Annotated in this window: 19 protein-coding genes and 1 tRNA gene; 9 read left to right on the top strand and 11 right to left on the bottom strand. The window is 74.5% G+C overall.

Going from position 1 to position 24,377, the window contains the following annotated elements:
* Positions 1-78 precede the first annotated feature (78 nt).
* Positions 79-2,451, bottom strand: a complete 2,373-nt coding sequence (locus tag ACZ7LB_RS07295; RefSeq protein ID WP_471465913.1) for an immune inhibitor A domain-containing protein — start codon at positions 2,449-2,451, stop codon at positions 79-81.
* A gap of 425 nt (positions 2,452-2,876) precedes the next feature.
* Here ACZ7LB_RS07295 and ACZ7LB_RS07300 point away from each other — a divergent pair, with 425 nt between their 5' ends.
* Entirely contained in the window at positions 2,877-3,194 is a 318-nt protein-coding gene (locus ACZ7LB_RS07300; RefSeq protein WP_471465915.1) for a hypothetical protein, read from the top strand.
* A gap of 15 nt (positions 3,195-3,209) precedes the next feature.
* On the opposite strand, the gene ACZ7LB_RS07305 is transcribed toward ACZ7LB_RS07300, so the two are convergent.
* The gene (locus tag ACZ7LB_RS07305) at positions 3,210-4,049 is read right to left on the bottom strand and encodes an RDD family protein (protein WP_471465917.1); all 840 of its coding nucleotides are present in this window, start codon (positions 4,047-4,049) and stop codon (positions 3,210-3,212) included.
* A 64-nt stretch (positions 4,050-4,113) separates the two neighbouring features.
* A complete protein-coding gene (locus tag ACZ7LB_RS07310) occupies positions 4,114-5,754 on the bottom strand; it encodes an RDD family protein (protein ID WP_471465919.1) in 1,641 nt (546 codons plus the stop codon).
* Between the two features lie 224 nt (positions 5,755-5,978).
* On the opposite strand from ACZ7LB_RS07310, the gene ACZ7LB_RS07315 reads away from it, so the two are divergent.
* Complete coding sequence (locus ACZ7LB_RS07315) at positions 5,979-6,392, top strand: SsgA family sporulation/cell division regulator (protein ID WP_161225749.1); 414 nt, start codon at positions 5,979-5,981, stop codon at positions 6,390-6,392.
* Between the two features lie 121 nt (positions 6,393-6,513).
* Here the strand turns inward: ACZ7LB_RS07315 and ACZ7LB_RS07320 are convergent, their stop codons facing one another.
* Complete coding sequence (locus tag ACZ7LB_RS07320; RefSeq protein WP_471465921.1) at positions 6,514-7,944, bottom strand: FAD-binding oxidoreductase; 1,431 nt, start codon at positions 7,942-7,944, stop codon at positions 6,514-6,516.
* A 91-nt stretch (positions 7,945-8,035) separates the two neighbouring features.
* Here ACZ7LB_RS07320 and ACZ7LB_RS07325 point away from each other — a divergent pair, with 91 nt between their 5' ends.
* Entirely contained in the window at positions 8,036-9,433 is a 1,398-nt protein-coding gene (locus ACZ7LB_RS07325) for a tetratricopeptide repeat protein (protein ID WP_471465923.1), read from the top strand.
* Between the two features lie 487 nt (positions 9,434-9,920).
* Here the strand turns inward: ACZ7LB_RS07325 and hppD are convergent, their stop codons facing one another.
* On the bottom strand, positions 9,921-11,066 hold the full coding sequence (gene hppD, locus ACZ7LB_RS07330) for a 4-hydroxyphenylpyruvate dioxygenase (protein ID WP_161225747.1): 1,146 nt from the start codon (positions 11,064-11,066) through the stop codon (positions 9,921-9,923).
* Positions 11,067-11,191: 125 nt separating this feature from the next.
* On the opposite strand from hppD, the gene ACZ7LB_RS07335 reads away from it, so the two are divergent.
* From ACZ7LB_RS07335 to ACZ7LB_RS07355, 5 genes are all read left to right on the top strand, one after another.
* Positions 11,192-11,677 carry an Lrp/AsnC family transcriptional regulator gene (locus ACZ7LB_RS07335; protein ID WP_471465925.1) on the top strand — a complete coding sequence of 162 codons (486 nt, stop codon included), beginning with the start codon at positions 11,192-11,194 and terminating at the stop codon, positions 11,675-11,677.
* Between the two features lie 27 nt (positions 11,678-11,704).
* Positions 11,705-12,352 (top strand): ABC transporter permease, encoded by a 648-nt coding sequence (locus tag ACZ7LB_RS07340; protein ID WP_471466067.1) that lies wholly within the window; start codon positions 11,705-11,707, stop codon positions 12,350-12,352.
* A complete protein-coding gene (locus tag ACZ7LB_RS07345) occupies positions 12,345-13,634 on the top strand; it encodes a betaine/proline/choline family ABC transporter ATP-binding protein (RefSeq protein WP_471465927.1) in 1,290 nt (429 codons plus the stop codon). The genes ACZ7LB_RS07340 and ACZ7LB_RS07345 overlap by 8 nt, the downstream gene beginning before the upstream one ends.
* Complete coding sequence (locus ACZ7LB_RS07350; RefSeq protein ID WP_471465929.1) at positions 13,631-14,536, top strand: ABC transporter permease; 906 nt, start codon at positions 13,631-13,633, stop codon at positions 14,534-14,536. Before ACZ7LB_RS07345 ends, ACZ7LB_RS07350 begins: the two co-directional genes overlap by 4 nt.
* A gap of 344 nt (positions 14,537-14,880) precedes the next feature.
* A complete protein-coding gene (locus ACZ7LB_RS07355; RefSeq protein ID WP_471466069.1) occupies positions 14,881-15,768 on the top strand; it encodes a glycine betaine ABC transporter substrate-binding protein in 888 nt (295 codons plus the stop codon).
* 24 nt (positions 15,769-15,792) lie between these two features.
* Here the strand turns inward: ACZ7LB_RS07355 and ACZ7LB_RS07360 are convergent, their stop codons facing one another.
* From ACZ7LB_RS07360 to ACZ7LB_RS07375, 4 genes are all read right to left on the bottom strand, one after another.
* Positions 15,793-16,584 (bottom strand): S16 family serine protease, encoded by a 792-nt coding sequence (locus ACZ7LB_RS07360; RefSeq protein WP_471465931.1) that lies wholly within the window; start codon positions 16,582-16,584, stop codon positions 15,793-15,795.
* Positions 16,585-17,003: 419 nt separating this feature from the next.
* A complete protein-coding gene (locus ACZ7LB_RS07365; RefSeq protein WP_161225743.1) occupies positions 17,004-17,654 on the bottom strand; it encodes an IclR family transcriptional regulator in 651 nt (216 codons plus the stop codon).
* A 301-nt stretch (positions 17,655-17,955) separates the two neighbouring features.
* On the bottom strand, positions 17,956-19,752 hold the full coding sequence (locus tag ACZ7LB_RS07370) for a DEAD/DEAH box helicase (protein WP_471465933.1): 1,797 nt from the start codon (positions 19,750-19,752) through the stop codon (positions 17,956-17,958).
* Positions 19,753-20,103: 351 nt separating this feature from the next.
* Positions 20,104-21,597, bottom strand: coding sequence for an MFS transporter (locus ACZ7LB_RS07375; protein ID WP_471465934.1), 1,494 nt, complete (start codon positions 21,595-21,597; stop codon positions 20,104-20,106).
* A gap of 764 nt (positions 21,598-22,361) precedes the next feature.
* Here ACZ7LB_RS07375 and ACZ7LB_RS07380 point away from each other — a divergent pair.
* A tRNA-Cys gene (locus ACZ7LB_RS07380) sits at positions 22,362-22,433 on the top strand.
* 90 nt (positions 22,434-22,523) lie between these two features.
* Here ACZ7LB_RS07380 and ACZ7LB_RS07385 read toward each other — a convergent pair.
* Positions 22,524-23,009: a hypothetical protein gene (locus ACZ7LB_RS07385; RefSeq protein ID WP_471465936.1), complete on the bottom strand. Its 486-nt coding sequence runs from the start codon at positions 23,007-23,009 to the stop codon at positions 22,524-22,526.
* 113 nt (positions 23,010-23,122) lie between these two features.
* The gene (locus ACZ7LB_RS07390) at positions 23,123-24,286 is read right to left on the bottom strand and encodes an SUKH-4 family immunity protein (RefSeq protein WP_471465938.1); all 1,164 of its coding nucleotides are present in this window, start codon (positions 24,284-24,286) and stop codon (positions 23,123-23,125) included.
* Between the last annotated feature and the right edge of the window lie 91 nt (positions 24,287-24,377).

Raw genomic sequence — 24,377 nt, forward strand, 5'->3', positions numbered from 1 at the left:
GGACGCACCTAAACACGGATCGGCGGCGACCCGCCAGGGGGCCACCGCCGATCACGCTCTGACCTGCTGCTATGCGGTCTACCTCACCGCGCGCTGGACCTCCAGCTCGATGGACGAGCCGTCGCGGGCCTGCTTGTTGATCTTGATCTTGGTGTTGGTGTCAGTGACCTTCACACCACCGGTCGGGTTGGCCGGGTCGTAGTAACTGCTGGTGTGGTCGTTGAAGACCGACACGCCGGGCGACGACTTGAACTTGGTCTTGACGTCGGCCTTGTGCAGCGTGATGCCGTCGGTGCGGTAGAGGCTGAACGGCGAGTCGTACGCCTGCATGCGGTTGCGCAGCAGGGTGCCGTCCTTCCACTTCAGCGCCGTCGGGTGCGAGTCGACCGGCAGGACCAGGCCGGTGCCCGGGTGCTGGCTGGTGTTGTTGTCGGCCTGGGAGGTGTCCCACTTCCAGATCAGCAGACCGGTCTGGTAGGGGTAGTGCTCGACCCAGCCCGGACGGGACGCGAAGCCGAAGTTGTACGGGCCGACCTCGAGGGTCTTGTCGTAGGACAGGTACTGGCGGTTCTCCGCGAGGTAGTACTGCGCGTAGTCCTTCGAGAAGGAGGCGCCCAGGCGGGAGAAGCCCGCGGCGGTCCACGCCGGGTCCGCGGTCTCGGCGTTGTCGGAGAACACCGTGGCGCCGTCGGCCGTCAGGACGATCCGGTCGGCCGCGAAGCCCTTCAGGGCGACGCCGCCGTCCGTCTGGTAGCGGAAGCGCAGGTCGAACTTCTTGCCGGCGTAGGCGTCGAGGCCGTAGACGAGCTTGCCGTAGGCGCCGGAGGTGCCGGACACGACCGGCTTGCCGCTGCCGTCACGGGAGATCGGCTGGCCGTCGAACGTGCCGTCCAGGGCGGTCCAGTTGGCGCCGCCGTCGGTGGACGCCTCGGCGTAGAGGAAGTCGTACTCGGCCTCGATCTCGTACCAGGCGTCGAGGGAGAGGGAGGCGGACGACCTGCCGGTCAGGTCGACGCTGCGGGTCAGCGTGTTCTTGAGGTTGTCGCCGCTGCCGCTCCACCACTGGGTGCTGCCCTCGGAGGGCACGACGACCTCGGTGGTGACGGCCTTCTTCGGGAGCTCGACGACCAGGCCCTGCTTGTGCTTGGTGTTGTACTCCGCGACGCCCAGCTTGTGCCAGGAGTTGACCCCGGCCTTGGCGGTGTCGTAGTTCAGCCAGCCGAGCTGGAGCTTGTCCCAGGCGTTCATGTCGCCGGGCAGGTCGCCGATCGACTCGCGGCCGGTGCCCAGCCACGAACCGGACGACATCAGCGTCCAGAAGCCGGTGGAGTTGTCGCCGCCGGCGGTGTCGTAGAGGTCCGGCAGACCGAGGTCGTGGGCGTACTCGTGGGCGAAGACGCCCAGTCCGCCGTTCTCGGGCTGGATGGTGTAGTCGCCGACCCAGATGCCGGTGTCGCCGACCGGGGTGCCGCCGAGCTTGTTGTCGGCCGGGCCGGTGGCTCCGGCGTCGGAGCCGAACGCGTACCAGCGGTGGGCCCAGATCGCGTCGGTGCCCTGGGCGCCGCCGCCGGCGGACTCGTCCTCACCGGCGTGCACGATCTGGAAGTGGTCGATGTACCCGTCGGGCTCGTTGAAGTCGCCGTCGCCGTCGAAGTCGTAGCGGTCCCACTGGTCGTACTTGGCGACGTCGGCCTTGATCTGGGCGTCGGTGCGGCCCTTGGCCTTCTGGTCCGCGACCCAGGCGTTCAGACCGTCGCGGACGACGTTCCAGACGCTGGAACAGGTGCTGGCGCCGCAGTAGTTGGAGCCGTAGCGCGCCTCGTTGTAGGGCACCTTGACCCAGTCGGAGACCTCGCCGTCGACCGAGTAGCGGCCCGAGGACTGCGTCTCGTAGTACTTCTTGACCGACTCGGTCTTCTTGCCGGTGCCGAAGTACAGGTCCTGGAAGTGCTTCTTGTTGTAATCGGCCTTCCAGGCCGTCGAGTTGTCCTTGCGGCGGTCCGGCTTGGCGATCTTGTTGTGCAGCGGACCGGGCGTGCCACCGTAGCGGCTGTCGACCTGGTCGCCGAACTCGACGAGGATCGTGAAGATCTTGTCGGTCTTCTCGCGGCCCAGCTCGACGTACTTGCGGTCGCTCTTCCGGCTCTTGTCCTTGCCCTTGCCGTGGCTCTTGAGCTCGACGACGTTGGAGCCGTTGCGCTTCTGGACCGAGGACTGGCCGGAGATGACCTGCTGCAGGGCCTCCTGGCGCTGCGCCTCCTGCGTCTTGCTGAGCGGACCGTCGAGGTTGTGCCCCTCGACACCCGTGGCCGGGTGGGGATCGTTCCCCTCCAGGGCGGGGCGGGCCGACGGGCCCGCCTGCGCCACCCCGGCGGCGGAGAGCATGGCGCCCGCCGTCGCGACGGCGACCGCGATCGCCGCCGTTCTGAACTTCAGAGATCTACTGGCCACTTGAGTTCCTCCCCCGCGCTCACGCGCGCGGATGGAGGGCCATGGACATGGCGAAGGTCCGCGCACACGTGATCAACGCGTGTTAGTCAAGTGACGACATTCGACTAGAGCTTCGCTCAAAAAGACAGACCTTGACTTGAGCAGGACAACTGCACTATGCGGATTGCGGGTTCGCTTACCGGACACCCCGGGGGCACCGCGCGCGGACGCCGCCGGACGGGCGCGCGGTTCCGTCCGCTCCCCGGACTCCATGAATCCGTGCGCCCCCCGTGCATCGGCGCCCCGGGCACGGGGGTGCTTACCCCCCGTTCCGCCCGGGCACACAGCCCGTTAGAGTCGGTTGGCGGAACGCCCGGAAAACCGGCGGAAAGTCAGGCCGACCTCCCGCCCCACCCCACAGACTGTCTTCCGAGGACACGATTGCCATGCCTCGTCCGGCCGCCGCACAGTTCGCCTACGGTTCGTGCACCGTGATCGTCTCCGCCCTCGTCATGCTGCTGCTGTCGCGGACGAGTTCGGGACCGGGTATCGCGCTCGTCGCCCTCGCCTCGCTCGCCCTGGGCCTGCTGGTCGCCCTGAAGGTCCCGCTGCCCGCCGGGCGCGGTGCCGCGGGCCGTCCGGCCGCGCCGCTCGCCCCGGCCGGTGCCGGCGAGCCGCTGCCGACGCGGCGGACGGGCCAGGAGCCGGCGGCCCCCCGGGTCTCCACCGCCGCGGGCGACACCGTGCGGGGCCGGGCCGCCTGACGCCCTCTCCGGCCGTCAACGGGTGCTGACCACCACGGTCTTGGCCGCCTTGTCGTGCAGCCCCTGCTTGTACGGCCGGTCGAAGAAGCTCCAGCCGCCCGCGATGATCGTCCAGACGCAGGCGCAGCAGAAGGCGAACGGGATCCACAGCACCAGGGCGCGGATCAGCGAGGTCTGCGTGACGGGGGTGGAGCCGTTGTCCAGGTTGGCCACCCGTAGGCCCAGCCATCTCTTGCCCAGCGTCTGGCCGTTGCGCGCGATCATGTAGGTGTCGTAGCCGATGTAGAGCACGGCGGCGATCAGCGACTGCCCGAACGACTTGCCGACCGACATGTCGTCGCCGTTGACCTGGTACTCCTGGACGTCGAACGCCCAGCTCAGCAGCCAGACCACGATGCCCACGAGGATCATGTCGAGGATCCGGGCGAGGGTGCGCCGCCCGCTGTCGGCCAGCGGGGGCATCCCGGCCAATGGGTCGGGCGGACGGGTGCCGCCCCCGAAGGGATCGCGTCCGCGCCCGCCGAAGGGGTCGTCGCCCCCGCCGGGCCCGTGGGGGCCGCCACCGCCGCCGGACGCGCCGCCGCCCGGCCCGTAGGGGTTGCCGCCGCCCGGCGCGCCACCGCCGCCGGGCCCGTAGGGGTTGCCCGAGCCGCCCCCGGTCGCGCCGCCCGGTCCGTAGGGGTCGCCACCGGAGGGTGGGGGGCCACCGGCTCCCGTGGGGGGCGGGGGCCGCTCGCCGTACGGCGAGCCGGTGCCGCCCGCGCCGGGTTCCGGCCCGGGGGACGGGGGTCGCTTCCACAACGGGTCGTCTTCCGGCGGCTGCCCGCCGGAGCCGGGGGGCGGTTCATGGCTCATGGCCCGAGTCGACCGCGAACCACCCCGCGGCGCATCCGGCGAACCGCCGTCCGGAGTACCCCGGTCAGCCCGCGACGAACGTGTGGGCCGCCTTGTCGTGCCAGCACTGGCGCCACGGCCGGTCGAACAGGCACCACACGACGCCGACCAGTCCGACGGCCAGCAGGCCGGAGACGCTGTACACCAGCCAGCGGCGCAGGGCCGCGCCGAAGCCCGGCGGCTCGTGCTCCTCGATGTCCCGCACCCGCAGCCCCAGCAGCCGCTTGCCCGGCGTGGCGCCCCAACGGGCCGTGGGCAGCGCCTCGTAGAGGACGCCGAAGAGGAGGAGGACCGCCAGCACGATGCCGAGGTACCCGGCCGTCGTCCCGTCCAGCAGCCACACGGTGACGGTCTCCCCGGCGAGCCGGGCCGCCTCGATCTTCCCGTCGATGTGCTCGGCGGCGCGGTGGCCCAGGGGGACGGCCGCCGCCGCGGTGACACCCGCGACGACCGCGGTGTCGATCAGCCGGGCGGCCAGCCGCCTGCCGAGCCCGGCGGGCCGGGCCGCCGCCCGCTGCCGGGCGGCGGCCTGGAAGACGTCCTCGACCGGCGGCTTCCAGGGCGCGGCGGTCGGATCCTGTGCACCGGCCCCGGCGAGCCGCTGCACCTGCTGCGCCCAGGAGGGGGGAGCGGCGCCGGTCCCTGGCGCGAACGGCGCCGGGACCGTGGCGGGCGGCACCGGCGGGGAGGGCGCGGGATCCCCGGCCGGGCCCTGCCGCACGGGCACGGGCGCCGGGCCCTGCCGGGGCACCGCCGGGGACGGCGGGACCGGCTCGGCGGGCGCCCGCTGCGGTCCGGAGGGCGCGGCGGGCGGGGAGGGCACGGGACGCGGCGCGGAGGGGCGGAGGGCGATGGTCCCCGCGTCGGCGACGGGTGCCCCCTCCCCCGGCGCCCCCGCGCCGCCCGGTGCGAACACGGCGGCGGCGCCGGGCCCTTCACCGCCGGGCAGCGCGGCCCCGGCCACCGCGCCGGCGGGCACGGCCGCGCCCGTCGCGGCCCCGGGCGGCGCGGCTCCCGGCGGCGCGGCGGCGTGCCCCGCCCCGTCGTGCGGTCCCCCGGCCGCGGCGTGCGGCACCCTCGGGTCGGCGCCCCGGGGCTCCGGCCAGGCGACGTGCTGCTCCGGGGAGGGCCGGGGGCCGGTGGTCCAGGAGGCGGCGGGGCCGGGGTGGCGGCCGTGCGCGGCGGGGAGGGCGGGCGGCGGGGCCGGGGCCGGGTCCTCGTCGAAGAAGTGCGGCCCGGTCTCCTCGACCGACGGCACGTCGGACACGGGCACCGCCGGGGACGGGACGGCGAGGGCCGACGGCCCGGACGGCGGCGGCCCGGACGGCGGCGGCCCGGAGAGGGCGGGTCCGGCCCCGGCGGCTCCGGCGGGAGCGGCCCCGAAAGGCGCCGCGAGGACGGCACCGGGGGCGGCGGGTCCGGAGACGGGAGGCCCGGCGGCGGGAGACCCGGCGGCGACGGGTCCGGGGACGGCGGCCGGAGCCGCGGGCCCGGCGCCCGCGCCCGGCGGCGGGGCGAGGGTCTCGCCGTCCCGGGGCGCCGGCCGGCTGGTGCCCGGCACCCAGGAGGCGCCGTTCCAGTACCGGACGTATCCAGGGATGGACGGGTCCGGGTAATACCCTTCGCGGGGCCGGTCGTCGCCGGGTGCCGGGGTGGGGGCGCTCATGTCCGTCGTCCCGTATCTGCTCGGGGGTGGATATGGGGGGCTCCACATCTACCAGACCGGCGCAATCCGCACCGCCCCTCCGACGCGACCCGCACCCATCGGGGCAACAACCCGTCCCGGAAAAAAAGTTTCGCGAACCCGCGTAATGCCCGGCGCCGTGGCCGCTCTCCCTCGTAGGGGGTCCTTCCGAAGGGCCCGGCCGGAACGAGAGAGAGGACCCGATGATGCGCCCCGTCACCGTCGAACGCGAACTGGAACTGAACCTCATCCTGTCGCCCGAGTACAGCGTCCCGGTCGCGGCCCGGCTCGCCTACCGGGCCGACGACCCCTACGCCGTCCACGTCGCCTTCCACATCGACTCGCACCGCCCCGTGCACTGGACCTTCGCCCGCGAACTGCTGGTGGAGGGGGTGTTCCGGCCGTGCGGTCAGGGCGACGTGCGGGTGTGGCCGTCGCGCTCCGAGGGGCGCGGCGTGGTGCTGATGGCGCTGAGCAGCCCGGACGGCGAGGCCCTGCTGGAGGCGCCGTCCGCCCAGGTCTCGGCGTGGCTGGAGCGCACCCTGCGGGCGGTCCCGCCCGGCTCCGAGGGCCCGCACCTGGACCTCGACGAGGGGCTCGCCGCCCTGCTCGCGCGATGAGCGGGCGCCCCCGGGTGAACCGGCGCCATCCCCTGGACCGGCACCGGCCGACCCACCGCGCCCGGCCGCTGCTCGGCGCCCGGACCGGCCCGTGCCGCCGGGGCCGCCGCGGCCCCGGCGGTCAGAACAGCTTGCCCGGGTTGAGGATGCCCAGCGGGTCGAGGGCGCGCTTCACGGCGCGCTGCGCCTCCAGGCCCACCGGGCCGATCTCGCGGGCCAGCCACTCCTTCTTGAGCACCCCGACCCCGTGCTCGCCGGTGATGGTGCCGCCCAGCTCCAGGCCCAGGGCCATGATCTCGTCGAAGGACTCCCGGGCCCGCCCCGACTCCCCCGGGTCCGACGCGTCGAAGCAGACCGTGGGGTGGGTGTTGCCGTCGCCCGCGTGGGCGCAGAGCCCGATGGTGAGCCCGTGCCGGGCGGCGATGCGCTCGACGCCGGAGAGCATCTCCCCGAGCCGGGAGCGGGGCACGCAGACGTCGTCGATCATCGTGGTGCCCCGGACCGCCTCCAGCGCGGGCAGCGCCAGCCGCCGTGCCTGGAGCAGCAGTTCGGACTCGGCCGGGTCGTCGGCGGGGACCACCGCGGTGGCCCCGGCGGCCTCGCAGAGGGCGCCCACGGCGGCGAGGTCGGCGGCCGGTTCGGCGGTGTCGAAGGCGGCGAGCAGCAGGGCCTCGGTGGTCTCCGGGAGTCCCATGCGGGCCAGGTCGTTGACCGCCTTCACGGTGGTGCGGTCCATCAGCTCCAGGAGGGAGGGCACATGACCGCCCTCCATGATCCGGCAGACCGCGTCGCAGGCGGCGGCAGCGGAGGCGAACTCGGCGGCCAGCACCAACTGCCGCGGCGGCGCGGGCCGCAGGGCGAGCACGGCCCGCACGACGATGCCGAGGGTGCCCTCGGAGCCGACGAACAGCCGGGTCATGTCGTACCCGGCGACTCCCTTGGCGGTGCGGCGGCCGGTGGACATCAGGCGGCCGTCGGCGAGGACGACGTCGAGGCCGAGGACGTACTCGGCGGTCACCCCGTACTTGACGCAGCACAGGCCGCCGGAGGCGGTGCCGATGTTGCCGCCGATGGTGCAGCTCTCCCAGCTGGAGGGGTCCGGCGGATAGTGCAGGCCGTGCTCGCCCACGGCGCGGGAGAGGGCGGCGTTGACGACGCCCGGTTCGACGACGGCGATCCGGTCGACGGGGCTGATCTCCAGGATGCGGTCCATCCGGACGAGGGACAGCACGACGCAGCCGTCGGTGGCGTTGGCGGCGCCGGACAGGCCGGTGCGGGCGCCCTGCGGGACGACCGGGACGCGCAGGGCGGTGGCCGTGCGCATCACGTGCTGGACCTGCTCCACGGTGCGCGGCAGGACGACGGCGGCGGGCGCTCCGGCCGGGCAGAAGCTCGCCATGTCATGGGCGTAGGAGGCGAGGACGTCGGGGTCGGTGAGGACGGCGTCGCGGGGCAGTCCGGCCCGCAGCCGGCCGACGAGCGGGCCGGTGTCCGCGCGGTCGTCCGCCGCGCCGTCGTCGTCGCGGGGCGCTTCGATACGGCTCATGATCACAGCGTGGCACCCGGGGCCATCGGTGTGAACCCCGCGTACGGCGCCCTTCACCTGCCCGGCGCGTTCGTCGTACTGGCGCACAGTGTGCGCCATGGAGAGCCGACGGAGGCGGTCCGGTCACCGCGGGCGCCGGGCCCTGGTCGCCTGCGCCGCCGGGTGCGCCGTGCTGGGCGGGGCGCTGATGCCGCTGTCCCGGGCACCGCGGCCCGCTCCGCCGCCCGCGGCGGGCCCGGTGGCCCAGGCGCGCCGCGCGGTCACGGGCGGGCTGCCCGCGTCGGCGGCGGGCCTGGCGGCGCTGATCGAGGACCGCTCGGCGCGGGTGCGGGCACATCCGGGGGACGCGGCGGCCTGGGCGGTGCTGGGGGCGGCGTACACGGAGCGGGCCCGGCGGACCGCCGACGCGGAGGACTGCCCCGAGGCCGAACGGGCGCTGCGCACGGCCCTGCGGACCGGGTCGGGGCGCGAACCGGCGGCCCTGGAGGGGATGGCGGCGCTGGCGGCGCTGCGGCGGGACTTCGTGGCGGCCCGGGAGTGGGGCGAGCGGGCCCGGGAGACGGCGCCGGGACGGTGGACGGCGCACGCGGTGCTGATCGACGCCTACACCGGGCTGGGCGACCACGAGGCCGTGGGCAGGGCACTGGACGCGCTGCTGCGGCTGCGCCCCGGGGCCCCGGCGGTCCGGGCCCGCGCGGCGGCGGTCTACCGCGACCGGGGCCGGCGGGAGGACGCGGCGGCGCAGATCTCCGACGCGGTCGCGGGGGCGTCGGAGCCGGCCGAGCGGGCGGCGCACCTGGAGCAGGCCGGGCGGCTGGCGTTCGAGCGCGGTGACCGGGAGGGCGCGCTCGGGTTCTTCCGGGAGTCCCTGCGTGCCGATCCCGGCCGGCGGGCGGCGCGGGCCGGCCTGGGCGGGGCGCTGGCGGCGCTGGGCCGGACGACGGAGGCCCTGGCGGCGTACCGGGCGGCGCTGGAGGAGCATCCCTGCCCGCTGACCGCCCTGGAACTGGGCGAGTTGTACGAGTCGCTGGGGATGGCCGGTGCGGCGCGGGCGCAGTACGGCCTGGTGCGCGAGCGGGTGCGGGCGGCGGAGGCGGCCGGCGCCGACGGGGCGCTGGTGCTGGGGGTGTTCGAGGCGGACCACGGTGATCCGGAGGCGGCCGTGCGGCTGCTGACGGCGGAGTGGGAGCGGCAGGCCGGCACGGCGGTGGCGGACGCGCTGGGCTGGGCGCTGCACCGGGCCGGGCGGGACGAGGAGGCGCTGCCGTACGCGACGGCGGCGACGGAGGGCGGGGGCGGCGGGGTGCGCAGCGCGCCGTACGCCTTCCACCGGGGCGAGGTGGAGCGGGCGCTGGGGCGGCCGGGGCCCGCGCGGCGGCATCTGCGCGAGGCGCTGACGATCAACCCGTACTTCTCCCCGCTGCTGGCGCCGCGGGCCCGGCGGTCCCTGGCGGAACTGGGCGAGCCCCCGATGGGGACGCCACCGGCGTTCTAGGGGTGCGCCGGGTTCCGTCCGGGCCGGAGCGCGGACGGGCCGGAACCCCGTGGGGCCGGGTCGAACCCCGTGGGGCCGGGGTGCGGACACGGGGGCGGGGCCGCGTGGTGCCGGGGCGGGGCCGGGGCCGCGTCCGGGGCGGGCCGGGAAGTCCGGGCGGACGCCGTGGGAAGCCGGGCGGGACCGGGAGCCGGACCGGCGCGGGTGCCCTGCGGAACCGGGAAGCGGGCAGGACGGAGGCCCGGAACCGTCGGGGCCGGGGGTGACCGGGAACGGGCCAGGGGTGACCGGGGGCGGGCCGGAGGTGACCGGGGGCGGGCGGGGGGCGCGGGCGCTCCCCGCGGACCCGGGGGTGTCCCGGGCGCGGGGAGCCCTGGGGGTCCGTACGCGGGACCCGGAGGGGTCCGGGTGCGCGGACCCGGGGCCTCCCGTCGGGGTCGTGCCGGGTTGGGGCCCGGACGGGACGGGAGAGCCCGTGGGGGATGGCTCAGAGGTTGCCGCGCTTCTCCTGCTCACGCTCGATGGCCTCGAAGAGGGCCTTGAAGTTGCCCTTGCCGAAGCCCATGGAGCCGTGCCGCTCGATGATCTCGAAGAAGACGGTCGGACGGTCCTGGACCGGCTTGGTGAAGATCTGGAGCAGGTAGCCGTCCTCGTCGCGGTCGGCGAGGATCTTCAGCTCGCGCAGCGTGTCGACCGGCACCCGGGTGTCGCCGACCCACTCGCCGAGCGTGTCGTAGTACGAGTCCGGGGTGTCGAGGAACCGCACGCCGTTCGCCCTCATCGTGCGCACGGTCTCCACGATGTCGTTGGTGTTCAGCGCGATGTGCTGGACGCCGGCGCCGCCGTAGAACTCCAGGTACTCGTCGATCTGGGACTTCTTCTTGGCGATGGCGGGCTCGTTGATCGGGAACTTGACCTTGAGCGTGCCGTCCGCGACGACCTTGGACATCAGCGCGCTGTACTCGGTCGCGATGTCGTCGCCCACGAACTCCTTCATGTTCGTGAAGCCCATGACCTTGTTGTAGAAGCCGACCCACTCGTTCATGCGGCCGAGTTCCACGTTGCCGACGCAGTGGTCGACCGCCTGGAAGGTGCGCTGCGCGGGCGGCGCGACCAGGGGCTCGGCGGTGACGTAGCCGGGCAGGTAGGGGCCGTCGTAGCCGCTCCGCTCGACCAGGGTGTGCCGGGTCTCGCCGTAGGTGGCGATGGCGGCGAGGACGACGGTGCCGTGCTCGTCCTTGACCTCGTACGGCTCGGTCACGGGGCGGGCGCCGTGCTCGACGGCGTAGGCGAAGGCCGCGCGGGCGTCCGGGACCTCGATGGCCAGGTCGACGACGCCGTCGCCGTGCTCGGCCACGTGGCGCTCCAGGAAGCGGCCCCAGTCGCTGGTGGCCTTGATCACCGAGGTGAGCACGAAGCGGGCGGAGCCGTTCTCCAGGACGTAGCTCGCGGTCTCCCGGCTGCCGTTCTCGGGTCCGGCGTAGGCCACGAGCTGCATGCCGAAGGCCGTGGAGTAGTAGTGCGCCGCCTGCTTGGCGTTGCCCACGGCGAAGACGACCGCGTCCATTCCCTTCACCGGGAAGGGGTCGGCCTGCCGAGCGGTGTCGGGGGTGTGGTCTGTGGTCTGCGTCATAGCCGCAGAATCTCCCGCGTCGGCAAGGTGCGCAATAGTTTCTGTTTCCATTGGGCAATCTGCCCAACACGACCTCGGTCGCACCGGGCGATCTGTACAGGATGACCAGCCGGAGGGGCACATTCATGGTGATCGATCATCTGGACGGGCGGATCATCGCCCTGCTCGCGCGGGAGCCCCGGATCGGGGTGCTGGAGATGTCCCGGCGGCTGGGGGTGGCGCGGGGCACCGCCCAGGCCCGGCTGGACCGGCTTCAGTCGAACGGAGTCATCCGCGGCTTCGGTCCCCAGGTCGATCCGGCGGCGCTCGGCTACCCGGTCACCGCCTTCGCGACACTGGAGATCCGGCAGGGCCAAGGGGCCGACGTACGGGCGCACTTGGTGCACGTCCCGGAGGTGCTGGAGCTGCACACCACGACCGGCAGCGGGGACATGCTGTGCCGCCTGGTGGCCCGCTCCAACGCCGATCTCCAGCGGGTGATCGACCTGGTCGTCGGTTTTGATGGCATCGTCCGGGCCTCCACGACGATCGTCATGGAGAACCCCGTCCCGCTGCGGGTCATACCCCTGGTGGAGCAGGCGGCCCGGGACCACGACCAACGCCCTGAGTGAGAGCGCCCGATCCCGGAGGTGAGCGGAGTGGACTTCTGGGAGTTCCTGGGCAGCCGCCACCAGCAGTTGCTCACCGACGCCTACCAGCACGCCAGCGCCGTCCTCCAGTGCATGGTGGCGGCCACCCTGCTGGGCGTGCTGATCGGCGTCGCCACCTACCGCAGCCCGTGGGCGGGGAACCTGGCGACGCTGACCACCTCGGCGGTGCTGACCATCCCCTCGCTGGCCATGATCGGCCTGCTCATCCCGATCGTCGGGCTGGGGGTGCCGCCGACGGTCACGGCGCTGACCCTGTACGGGCTGCTGCCGATCGTGCGCAACACGATCGTCGGGCTGCGCGGCGTCGACCCGGCCCTGGTGGACGCGGCCAAGGGCATCGGCATGTCCCGCACGGCCCGGCTGCTGCGGGTGGAGCTGCCGCTGGCCTGGCCGCCGGTCCTGACCGGCATCCGCGTCTCCACGCAGATGCTGATGGGCATCGCCGCCATCGCCGCGTTCGCCTCCGGGCCCGGCCTCGGCAACGAGATCTTCCGCGGCATCTCCTCGCTGGGCAGCAGGAACGCGCTCAACCAGGTGCTCGCGGGCACGCTCGGGATCATCGTCCTGGCGCTGCTGTTCGACGCCGCCTACGTCCTGCTGGGGCGGCTGACCATTCCCAGGGGGATCCGTGTCTGACACCAGCGGCACCCTGTCCGAGGCCCCCGCGGCCGGACCGGACGGGGCGGCGGGCACCACCGGCGCCACCATCGAGCTGGAGGGGCTGACCAAGCACTACCCGGGCAGCCCCCAGCCGGCCGTGGACAACGTGTCGATGGAGATCAGGGCCGGGGAGACGGTCATCCTCGTCGGCCCCTCGGGCTGCGGGAAGTCCACCACCCTGAAGATGATCAACCGGCTGATCGAGCCGAGCGGCGGACGCATCCGCATCAACGGCGAGGACGTCACCGACATGGACCCGGTGCGGCTGCGCCGCCAGGTCGGCTACGCCATCCAGTCCTCCGGGCTGTTCCCGCACATGACCGTCGCCCAGAACATCGCCCTGGTGCCCCGGATGACCGGCTGGTCCAAGAGCCGGACCGGGGCGCGGGTGGAGGAGATGCTCGATCTCGTCGGGCTGGACCCGGCCGAGTTCCACGACCGCTATCCGCGCCAGCTCTCCGGCGGCCAGCAGCAGCGGGTGGGCGTGGCGCGGGCGCTGGCCGCCGACCCGCCGGTGCTGCTGATGGACGAGCCGTTCGGCGCCGTCGACCCGATCACCCGCGACCACCTCCAGGACGAGCTGATCCGGCTCCAGCACGAGCTGCACAAGACCATCGTCTTCGTCACCCACGACTTCGACGAGGCGATCAAGCTGGGCGACCGGATCGCCGTGCTGCGCGAGCGCTCCCACATCGCCCAGTTCGACACCCCGGAGGCGATCCTGACCAATCCGGCGGACGACTTCGTCTCCGGTTTCGTCGGCGCCGGGGCGGCCCTGAAGCGGCTGAACCTGACCCGGGTGCGGGACGTGGGGATCACCGACTGCCCGACGGTGACGGTGGACGAGCCGCTCCAGCACATCATCGACCGGCTGCGGGACGCCGGCACCAACGAGATCCTGCTCCTGGACCGGCGGGGCCGCCCCTACAAGTGGCTGCGGCGCGGCGACCTGATGCGGGCCAAGGGCTCCCTGGCCCGCGCCGGGACCCTGGTGAGCGACACGGTGACCCGGGACGCGACCCTGCGGGACGCGCTGGAGGCGGTGCTGACGGACAACACGGGGCGGGTCGCGGTCACCGGGCGGCGCGGGGAGTACACCGGCGTCGTCGACATGGAGACGCTGATGAACTCCGTGCACGAACTGCTGGAGGCCGACCGGCTGGACGCGCTGGAGCACCAGCACGACCTGGAGGAGGTCCGGTCCGACCGCACCCACGCCGAGCAGGAGGGTCTCGGCGAGGAGGGGAGCAGGGCGTGAGCACCGCTTCCGGCCCCTCTTCCGGCCCGCCCCCCGGGGAGGAGCCCGGCACCGGGGGGCTCGCCCTCCGCGACGACGGGGCGGGAGGCGCCACCGACGACGGGGCCGGGGGCGCGGCGGGAGGCGCCGCGGGGGGCGCGACCCGCCCGCCGTCCCCGGCCCGGCCCCGGCTCACCTGGCAGAAGCTGACGGTGCTGCCCACCGTGCTGATCGCGATGCTGCTGGCCACCTGGCTGTGGTTCCGCCGGGCCGACCTGGACGCGCTGAGCCGCAACGCCCTCTCCGACGGCCAGGTCACCAAGGCCCTCTGGCAGCACGTCCAGCTCACGGTGATCTCCACCTTCTTCGTGCTGGTCATCGCGATCCCGCTGGGCATCCTGCTCACCCGGGCCGCCTTCCGCCGGGCCACCCCGGTGGCGATGGCGTTCGCCAACATGGGCCAGGCCACCCCGGCGATCGGCCTGCTGGCCCTGCTGGTGATCTGGCTGGGCATCGGCCGCCGGTCCGCGCTGATCGGCATCATCGTCTACGCCATCCTGCCGGTGCTCTCCAACACCATCGCCGGTCTGCGGGCCAACGACCCGACGCTGCTGGAGGCCGCCCGCGGCATCGGCATGTCCCCGCTGGGCGTGCTCACCCGGGTCGAACTGCCGCTGGCGGTGCCGCTGATCCTCGCCGGGGTGCGCACCGCCCTGGTCCTCAACGTGGGCACGGCGACCCTGGCGACCTTCGGCGGGGGCGGCGGCCTGGGAGTGCTGATCACCACCGGGATCACCAGCCAGCGGATGCCGGTGCTGGTGCTGGGCTCGATCCTGACCGTCACCCTGGCCCTCCTCGTCGACTGGCTGGCCTCGCTGGCCGAGGTGCTGCTGCGGCCGCGCGGGCTGGAGGTGGCGCCGTGAACCGGGAGGTGCCGGAGCCGGACCGGACGGAGCCGGGCGGAGCGGAGACGGACCGGGCGGAACCGGACCGGGGGGAACCGGACCGAGTGGAACCGGGCCGGGGGGAACCGGGCGGAGCGGCACGCCGGGGCCGTACGGGGCGGGGGCCGCGGCCCGCACGGGCGCCGGGGCGCCCCGGGGTCCGGACGGGCGCCGCGGCACGGTCGCGCACGGCCGCCGGGGCACGGGCGGGGCTGCGGCGGCGGGCCCGCGCGCTGCCGGCCGGGCCGGTGCTGGCGGGCTCGGTACTGGTCTGCTCGCTACTGGCGGCGGCCTCGGGCTGCGGCCTGACCAGCGGCTCCCCCATGGTCGACAACGTGGAGCCCGGCACGATCGGCCGGGGCAGACCGCTGGAGGGCGCCGATCTCACGGTCACCTCCAAGGAGTTCACCGAGCAGCTCGTCCTCGGCGCCGTCATGGGCATCGCCTTCCAGGCGGCCGGGGCGGACGTGCTGGACCGCACCGGCATCCAGGGCTCGGTGGGCACCCGCGCCGCCGTCGAGAACGGCGACGCCGACGCCGCCTACGAGTACACCGGCACCGCCTGGATCACCTACCTCGGCCACAACAAGCCGATCCCCGACCCGCGCGAGCAGTGGCAGGCGGTGCACGACCAGGACCTGCGGCACGGCATCACCTGGCTCGCGCCGTCCTCGCTGAACAACACCTACGCCCTGGCCACCAACCGCGCCCACCACGCGGAGTACGGCACGAACACGCTGTCCGAGGTCGCCGCGCTGTCCAAGCGCGACCCGGGCGCGGTGACGCTGTGCGTGGAGGGGGAGTTCGCCAACCGCGCGGACGGGCTGCCGGGCATGGAGAAGGCGTACGGCATGCACGTGCCGGCGCGGAACATCACCCAGATGGACACCGGGATCATCTACACCCAGACCGCGAAGGGCGTCTGCACCTTCGGCGAGGTGTACACCACCGACGGCCGGATCAAGTCCATGGACCTGGTGGTGATGAAGGACGACCGAAACTTCTTCCCCAACTACAACGCGGCGCCCATGGTCCGCACCGCCACGCTGGAGAAGTGGCCGGCCATCGCCTCCGTCCTGGACCCGGTCACCAGGGCGCTCGACAACGACGTGGCGCAGAGCCTCAACGCCAAGGTGGACGTCGACGGGCAGGACCCGCACCAGGTGGCGCTGGACTGGATGAAGGAGAAGGGCTTCGTGAAGGCGGGCTGACCGGGCGGGCGTCCGTGCGGCCGGTCAGCAGGCCGGGACCTCGCCCCTGCCGGTGGCAAGGGCCCGGAGCGCGTCGACGGTGCCCTTGAGGGTGGTGACCGGAATCAGCCGCAGCCCGTCCGGCAGTTCGGCCCGCGCCTCGGAGCACTCCGCCTCCGGCACCAGGAACACCGTCGCCCCGTCCCGCCGGGCGGCCTGCGTCTTCAGCGGGACGCCGCCGACGGCACCGACCTCGCCGCCGGGCGTGATGGTGCCGGTGCCGGCGATGGTCCGGCCGCCGGTGAGGTCGCCGCCGCTGCCGTCGCCGTCCAGCTTGTCGACGACCCCGAGGGCGAACAGCAGCCCCGCGCTGGGTCCGCCGACGTCCGCGAGCCTCAGGGTGACCCGGACGTCGGCCGGGTCGAGGCCGAGCAGGGCCAGGGCGGCCGTGGTCGCCGCGTCCTGGGACTGCCGCATCTGCTTCTCGTTGTACCGCTCGATCTCCTTGACGTTCCCGCCCTCCGGATAGACCGCGGCACGGGGCATCACGGCGCGGTCGGTGGCGAACCAGCCGTCGACCACGTCGCCGAGCGAGACGTCCGCGTCGGGGCCGGTCGCCTCGATCGTCGTCATCCGCAACTGCCCGGTCGTCGTGCGGACCGGCGCGCCGCTGACGCTGATGACCGGGGTGCCCTGGTGACTGCCGAGCACGTCGGCCGTCATCCCGGGCTGCGCCAGCGAGAACGGCAACGGCGCGAACACGGCGGTGGCCAGCAGGCCCGCCACGGGAAGGGCGCAGACGGCCAGGGCCCGGGAACGCGTGAGACGAGAGAGCATCCGGCAAATCTAACCCGCCCCCGCCGCCCCACCCGGCGCACGGGCACCGCGCCACCGGGCCCGCCCCTTCCCGGGGGCTCCCCGAGGACGGCCCGTGCGTGATCCGTGGATGGCCCCGTGGGTGTACCTGACCGGACGCTCGGGCCTCCCGTGGGGGCCGTGGGGGCCGTAGGGGCCGTAGGGGCCGTAGGGGCCGTAGGGGCCGTAGGGGCCGTAGGGGCCGTAGGGAGCCTACGGGGTGTCCCCCTCCGGCACGACGGAGGAGGCGGCGTCCGGCGCGACGGAATGGGCGGCGGGGCCGCCGGGCACGGACGCCCCGGACACCGGGGCCGCGCAACCCGCCGGTACGCGCCCCCCGGTGCCGGGCCACCGCCCGGCCGGACCCCGCCGCGACCCTCCGGTCACGGCGGACACCCGCCTCACCTCAGCGCTTCGGCCACCTCCCGGGCCGCGTCCATCACCCGGTTGCCCACCCGTTCCGGCACCACCTCGGACAGCATCACCACACCCACGCTGCCCTCCACGCCCGTCACCCCGAGCAGCGGTGCCGCCGCCCCGCAGGCCCCGGCCTCCAACTCGCCCTGCGTCAGGGTGTATCCGGGATCACCGGGGCCGAGGACCGGCCGCTGCCGGGCGGACAGGATCGCCTTGCCGGCGGCCCCCCGCTCCAGCGGATGCCGGAACCCCGCACGGTACGCCACGTGGTAGTCCGTCCAGGTCGGCTCGACCACCGCCACGGCCAGCGCCTCGGCGCCGTCCACCAGGGTCAGATGGGCCGTCGCCCCGATGTCCTCGGCGAGGGAGCGCAGGGCGGGCATGGCCGCCTCGCGCACCAGGGGATGCACCTGGCGGCCCAGGCCCAGTACCCCGAGCCCGACCCGGGCGCGTCCGCCCAGATCACGGCGGACGAGTGCGTGCTGCTCAAGTGTGGCGAGCAACCGGTACACAACGGTCCGGTTGACGCCCAGTTTCTGGGATAGCTCGGTGACGGTCAGCCCGTGGTCCGTATCGGCCAGCAGTTTGAGGACCCGCAGTCCCCGGTCGAGCGTCTGAGAGGTCTCCGCGGTCACGACGCCCACTCCTTAGTGGTGAGGTCGGCGGCCCTCGCGCGGCGGATGCGTCACCGAGTCCCGTCAGCGACGCGCTCGAGAGGCCGCCGATCGGCAGACGGCCCGGCATTGCCCCGGGCCCAGTCGCTTCACGGCTGCGCTCCGCGGCAGCGCTGCCACGGGGCGTGTGCGTAGCGGGACAGTAGCGAGCCGCTCCGCTCAGCGGAAGTCTCCGTCCAGAATCCGGTCACCAACGGATATGAACTGCCCCTGTTTGCCCCGGTAACGAAAGGGAAACGGTGGTGCGCGCACGCCCCGCGCCTCACTTCATTCGCGTAGCCCACTCCTGCACCTTGGCGATGCGCTGGCGCAGTTGCCCGGCGGTTGCCTCGGCGCTCGGCGGACCGCCGCACACCCGGCGCAGCTCGGTGTGGATCACGCCGTGCGGCTTGCCGCTCTGGTGGACGTAGGCACCCACCATGGTGTTGAGCTGCTTGCGCAGCTCCATCATCTCCTTGTGCGAGACGACCGGGCGCCGCTCGGCGGGCAGTTCGAGCAGATCGGCCTCGTCGTCGGGCCGCTTGCGGCTGTGCGCGATCTGCCGGGCCTGCCGCTTCTGGAGCAGGAGCTGCACCTGGTCGGGCTCCAGCAGCCCGGGGATGCCGAGGTAGTCCTGCTCCTCCTCGCTGCCGGGGTGGGCCTGCATGCCGAACTCGGCCCCGTTGTACATGACCCGGTCGAAGACGGCGTCGGACTCCAGCGCCTCGAAGGGCAGCATGTCCTGGTCGCCGGTGTCCTCGTCCTGCTCCCGGTTGGCCTCGGCCATCTCCTGCTCGGACTCGGCGTACGGGTCCTCCTCGCCGCCCTTCTTCGGCCGGTCGAGGACGTGGTCGCGCTCGCGCTCCATCTCGTTGGCGAAGGTGAGCAGGTCGGGCACGGTCGGCAGGAACACGGAGGCGGTCTCGCCGCGCCGCCGGGACCGCACGAAGCGCCCCACGGCCTGGGCGAAGAACAGCGGCGTCGAGATCGTCGTCGCGTACACCCCGACCGCGAGGCGGGGCACGTCGACGCCCTCGGACACCATCCGCACCGCGACCATCCACCGGTCGGTGCCGCCGCTGAAGTCGTCGATGCGCTGCGAGGCGCCGGTGTCGTCGGAGAGGACGACGGTGGGGCCGTCACCGGTGATCTCGCGGATCAGCTTGGCGTAGGCGCGGGCGGAGTCCTGGTCGGTGGCGATGACCAGGGCCCCGGCGTCCGGGATGGCCTTGCGGACCTCGGTGAGCCGCTGGTCGGCGGCGCGCAGCACGGCCGGCATCCACTCGCCGCGCGCGTCCAGGGCGGTGCGCCAGGCCTGGCTGACGGCGTCCTTGGTCATCGGCTCGCCGAGCCTGGCGGCGATCTCGTCGCCGGCCTTGGTGCGCCAGCGCATGTTGCCGCTGTAGCTCATGAAGATGACGGGGCGCACGACGCCGTCGGCGAGCGCGGAGCCGTAGCCGTAGGTGTAGTCGGCGGCGGAGCGGCGGATGCCGTCGTTCCCCTCCTCGTACGCGACGAAGGGGATGGGGTTGGTGTCGGAGCGGAACGGGGTGCCGGTCAGCGCGAGCCGCCGGGTGGCCGGCTCGAACGCCTCCAGGCATGCCTCCCCCCAGGACTTGGAGTCACCGGCGTGGTGGATCTCGTCGAGGATCACGAGGGTCTTGCGCTGCTCGGAGCGGTTGCGGTGCAGCATGGGCCGCACCCCGACACCGGCGTAGGTGACGGCGACGCCGTGGTAGTCGCGGCCGAGCGGCCCGGCGCTGTACTCGGGGTCGAGCCGGATCCCTATCCGGGAGGCGGCCTCTGCCCACTGCTTCTTCAGGTGCTCGGTCGGGGCGACGACGGTCACCTGCTGCACGACGTGGTGGTGCAGCAGCCAGGAGGCCAGGGTCAGGGCGAAGGTGGTCTTGCCGGCCCCGGGGGTGGCGACGGCCAGGAAGTCCCGGGGCTGCTCCTGGAGGTACTTCTCCATCGCCCCCTGCTGCCAGGCCCGCAGCTTACCGGCGGTGCCCCAGGGGGCACGGCCCGGGAAGGCCGGGGACAGGTGGTGGGAGGCGCTGGGGCTGGCGGTGGTAGTCACGGTCTCCGATGGGGTTGGAACGGCTCGGCCACGTATGACAACCGGGCCACCCTACCGGCGCCCCGCCCCCGCCACCGCCCGGGCCCCGCCGCGCCCCCGCGGGGTGGGACCGACGTCACACGCCCCCGGCCCGGTCCCGCCGCGGGGCACGCGCCCGCGGCGGGGCCGGACCCGGGTGGAGGGAGTGGACCGGACGGGCCGGAGGGGTGGACCGGGCGGGCCGGGGGCTCGCCGGGCGGGCCGCCCGGCCCCGGGCTCCGCTCCCCCGGCCACCGCTCCCGGACGCCGCTCCCGGACGCCTCTGGCGGACACCTCCGCCGGGCGCCTCCGCCGGGCGTCGCTCGGCGTCGCTCAGTCGGCCGCCGCCCGGACGCGGGTGGCGACCCAGGCGCCCGCCAGGGCCACCGCGGCCATCGGCAGGAACACCACCGCGAAGGCGGCCGGGTGGGAGGCGGTGGCGGCGGTGGCCGTGTGGGTGACCGCGCCGCCGCCGAGGGCGGCGAAGGCGGCGCCGCCCGCGGCCAGCAGGACGACGTTGGACAGGCCGTCGGAGATCTGGAGCGCGGCGGAGTTGCTGCCGGCCTCCTCGGGCGCGGACAGCTTGAGCAGCAGCACGCTGGTGGAGGAGATCACGAGGCCCATGCCCGCGCAGCCGAAGCCCCAGGCCACGGCCACCGTCCAGACCGGCACCGAGTCGATCAGCACGCTGGGCGCGACCGCGATCGACGCCGCGACCAGCACCATGCCGACGGCCATCAGCCGCTCCCGGTGGTGCTCCAGCCGGGGCCGGGACTGCACCCAGGAGCCCGCGGCCCAGGTCGCGCCGCCCGCCGCCAGGGAGAGCCCGGCGAGGGTCGGGCTGAGCCCCCGCTGGGTGACCAGCATCAGCGGCACGAAGGACTCGGCCGCGATGAACGAACCCGCGGCCACACCGCGCAGCAGCACCACGGCGGGCAGCCCCCGCGCCGCCCGGTAGGTGCCGCGCGGCAGCAGTCCGAGGACGGCCGGCACCAGCAGGGCGAGACCCGCCGCGCCGGGCAGCAGGGAGATCCAGCGCAGGTCCTGCGCGGCGTACTGGAGGAGGCCCGCGCCGAGCGAGATGGCGAGCGCCAGCCGGATCCGGCGGCGGTCGAAGGAGGGCGGCGCCGCCCTCCCGTCCGGGCCGCCCACGGGACCCGCCGCGCGGCTGCGGATCTGCGGCAGGGCGAGGGCCAGCGGGAACACCACCAGCACCGGGATCCCGAGGAACACCCAGCGCCAGCCGAGGTGCTCGGTGACCGCGCCCGAGGCGAGCGGACCGACGACGGAGGGGACGACCCAGGACGCCGCGAACGCGGCCATGATCGCGGGCCGCAGCCGCTCGGGGTAGGCCCGGCCGACGACCACGTAGAGGGCGACGATCACCAGCCCGCCGCCGAAGCCCTGCACGGCCCGGCCGAGGATGAACGGCCACATCGCGGCGGCCGTCCCGGACAGCACCAGCCCGGCCGCGAAGGCGGCGATGCCGCCGGTCAGCGGGGCCAGCGGGCCCCGGCGGTCCGACCACTGCCCGGAGAGCACCATGCCGAACAGGCTGGTCGTGAAGTACCCGGAGAAGGCGAACGCGTACAGCGACACCCCGTCCAGCTCCCGCGCGGCCACCGGCATCGCCGTTCCCACGGCCGTCGCCTCGAAGGCGATGAGGAGGACGACGGAGACGATGCCGATGCTCAGCGCCCGGTGGGCGCGCCCGAGCACGCCGTCGGCGCTCCCGTCCGTCCCGGTCGGCGGGACGGGGGGCAGCGGGGGCGGCGCGGTGCCGGGGGTGACGGCGACATCGGTGTCGTGCGGCTCAGGGACACTCATGGCCGTCAGCGTAAGGGGCACGATGCGGGGTGACACCTGTCGGGAGGCGGTACCGGACCCGGACCATGGTCCTACGCCTCCAGCCGCCCCCACGACCCTCCCGGCAGCATCCCCCGCCCCCGCCGCCCCCGCCCGCCCCGCGCCCCTTTCTCCGTCCGCCTCCGCCCGCCCCGCGCCCCTTCCTCCGTCCGTCCCCGCCCGCCCCGCGCTCCCGCCCGCCCCGCACCCTTTCAGGTCCGCCCCGCCGGCCCCGCGCTCCTTCCTCCGTCCGTCCCCGCCGTCCGTCTCCCCCCACCCGGCGTGCCCTCCCCCCGGTCCGCGTGCACCTCGGCTCCGCGTGACCCCTCCGGGTCCTCGCCACCACACCCGTGCCTGTCACGCCCGCCACCTCCGGGGGCTCGACCACCCCGTGTCCGCCGGACGCCGGTTCGGCCGCCCCGTGTCCGTCGCGCGCCTCCTCCGGTCCGCGCCACCACGCCCGTACCCGCCACGCCCGCCACCTCCGCGGGGTGGCCACCCCGCGTCCACCGCGCTCCGCCGCCCGTGCCCCGTCGCGGCCGGGTGGACGCTCCCCACCGGCGCCTCATGCCCCGGCCACCTCCCAGGGCCCTCGGCACACCCGTCAGCCCGGTCCCTCCGGACCGTTCATGAACGGCACATGGCAGTCGTGTTGCGGCGCCCCCGGATTCCTTGAGCACCCGCCCCGGCCGGGCCTACGGTCGTATCACCGGGTTCGCGGCGGACGCCGAAGGATCCGGGAACACGGCCGTGTGCCCGAGTGGTTCAGGGGCTCGCCTGCAAAGCGAGTTACGTGGGTTCGAATCCCGCCATGGCCTCCGTCGGCCCGCTCCCCCGCGTTGGGGGGAGCGGGCCGCTCCGTCCCTGGGGGAGCGGCGCCCCCTCCCGGGTCTCCGGATCGGCGGCGGCTATCGCAAGGGGGTCGCCACGGTCCGGTCCACCAGTGTGATGGTCCGTGAGACGCGCACCCTGCGCTCGCGGTGGCCGGTCCTGACGTGGAGGCGCCAGGTGTTGGGGATGTGGCCGACCGCCTCCGTCATCAGCTCCGTCGCCGGGCAGGACCATTCCACCCGTGTGTTCCCCTCCAGCCGGAAGGGGAACACAGCGGGGAACTCCGGCCGGAGGGTGCGGTGCGTGTCCCGCCAGGGGCGGTCGTCGTACTGCCAGGAGACGTCGAGTTGGCGCACGTCGACCGTGACCGGCGCCCGCCCCCTGTTCGACGCGACGAGGCGGAGCGCGTACTCCCCCGTCCCGTACCTGACGAGGTGGCACCGGAAGCCGGTCCTCGGACCGCCGGCGCGGTAGGCGGTGAAGGCGGTGACGAGCGAGGCGGTCGCGACACCGAGGGACCCCAGAGCCACGGTCGGCAGCGTGTCGGAACTGAGGAGAGTCATCCCCGTACCGTAACCGCCTTGTTTCACCGGGGTGTTGCCCTCGCGTCACGGACCGGCACGGACCGGCACGGAGCGGTGGGGCGGGTCGGGCAGGGCACGCGCCCGGGCCGGCGTCAGGCGCAGAGTCCCGCGCCCGCGTAGTCCTCGAAGACGCCCGGCCAGTAGCGCAGGCCGTCGTCGCCGGGGACGGTGCGGGCGGCCGGATCGCAGGCGACCGGGTCGACCGCGGCGAGGGTGCGGATCATGGTGTCGGCCAACTGCTCGTAGGCGTCCGACAGTTCGTGCTCCTCGTCGAGCGCCCGCTCGCGGTGGATCAGCCACAGGGTGAACGCCAGCGTGGACAGGTCGGCGTTGAGGGGGCGCAGCACGCCCTCCGCCTCGCTCCAGGACAGCACCGCGCCCGTGGCGCCGTCGACGACCAGGCCGGTGTCCTCGATCAGGTACCCGAGGCGGATCAGCCGGTCGGCGCCCGGCGGCGGCGGGCCGGCCGCGGGGTCGTCGGCGCCGTACTCCGCGAGGGTGGGCAGCGGGGTCTCCGTGTTGAGGGAGAACCACACCCCGTCCTCGGGGAGCCCCACCTCCCGCAGGAAGCGGCGGCTCGGCTCGTGGGCCAGCGCGGCCGGGAAGTCGACGTCCTCGAAGCGGACGGTCTCCCCCGCGCCGAACTCCTCGTCCAGGAAGCGGGACGGCAGGTCCAGGGTGAGGCCGGAGCGGCCGCCCGGGCCCGCCACCAGGGCCAGCGGCCGGATCAGGGCCGTCATCAGCCAGAGCGGGGCCGGCCCGCCGTCCGCCGAGCCCTCCTCGAACAGGGTGAGCAGCAGACCGGACGCCTCGGCGGCCACCTCCGGCCCGTACCGCCCCGCACAGGAGGCGAACCGGCCGCGCAGGGAGGCCAGTTCCTCCACGGCGGTGGCGAAGTCGGCGAGGGCCCGCAGGGAGGGGGCCAACGGCTCCAGCTCCATCAGATCGGGGCGGTCGGGCAGGAAGTACGTGGTGGAGACCTCGCCCGTCGCCCCGTCCAGGACGACGGCGTCGGCGCCCTCGCCGTCGTGGTGGAGCAGCTCGCCCACGACGAGCCGGCCGCCCAGGTCGCCCGCGAGCCGGGCGGCGGGGACGCCGGCCGCGTCGGCGACCCGCACCAGGCCGTCCCGCTCCAGCGCCGCGCAGCTCAGCAGGGTGCCCGCGGCCGGCAGCACCCCGCCGGACAGCACGAGCCGCGAGGGCGCGTGGGTGACGTGGGGGCCGATGCGGTCCCCGGCCAAGGTGATGGTGCTCATGCTTCCCCCGTGCGTGGCGTGCCGTCGTGGGCGGGCGCGACCGCAGCGCCGCCGCGCGCCGGGCGCTGCGGCCGGTGGTCGTCCCCACTGC

Source organism: Streptomyces sp. NPDC107521, assembly GCF_055598485.1.

Bases quoted from the DNA above. Each gene is read 5' to 3' on its own strand.
- ACZ7LB_RS07300 (WP_471465915.1), top strand. From the start codon at position 2,877: ATGCCTCGTCCGGCCGCCGCACAGTTCGCCTACGGTTCGTGCACCGTG.
- ACZ7LB_RS07305 (WP_471465917.1), bottom strand. From the start codon at position 4,049: ATGAGCCATGAACCGCCCCCCGGCTCCGGCGGGCAGCCGCCGGAAGAC.
- ACZ7LB_RS07310 (WP_471465919.1), bottom strand. From the start codon at position 5,754: ATGAGCGCCCCCACCCCGGCACCCGGCGACGACCGGCCCCGCGAAGGG.
- ACZ7LB_RS07315 (WP_161225749.1), top strand. From the start codon at position 5,979: ATGCGCCCCGTCACCGTCGAACGCGAACTGGAACTGAACCTCATCCTG.
- ACZ7LB_RS07325 (WP_471465923.1), top strand. From the start codon at position 8,036: ATGGAGAGCCGACGGAGGCGGTCCGGTCACCGCGGGCGCCGGGCCCTG.
- hppD (WP_161225747.1), bottom strand. From the start codon at position 11,066: ATGACGCAGACCACAGACCACACCCCCGACACCGCTCGGCAGGCCGAC.
- ACZ7LB_RS07335 (WP_471465925.1), top strand. From the start codon at position 11,192: ATGGTGATCGATCATCTGGACGGGCGGATCATCGCCCTGCTCGCGCGG.
- ACZ7LB_RS07355 (WP_471466069.1), top strand. From the start codon at position 14,881: ATGGTCGACAACGTGGAGCCCGGCACGATCGGCCGGGGCAGACCGCTG.
- ACZ7LB_RS07360 (WP_471465931.1), bottom strand. From the start codon at position 16,584: ATGCTCTCTCGTCTCACGCGTTCCCGGGCCCTGGCCGTCTGCGCCCTT.
- ACZ7LB_RS07375 (WP_471465934.1), bottom strand. From the start codon at position 21,597: ATGAGTGTCCCTGAGCCGCACGACACCGATGTCGCCGTCACCCCCGGC.
- ACZ7LB_RS07385 (WP_471465936.1), bottom strand. From the start codon at position 23,009: ATGACTCTCCTCAGTTCCGACACGCTGCCGACCGTGGCTCTGGGGTCC.
- ACZ7LB_RS07390 (WP_471465938.1), bottom strand. From the start codon at position 24,286: ATGAGCACCATCACCTTGGCCGGGGACCGCATCGGCCCCCACGTCACC.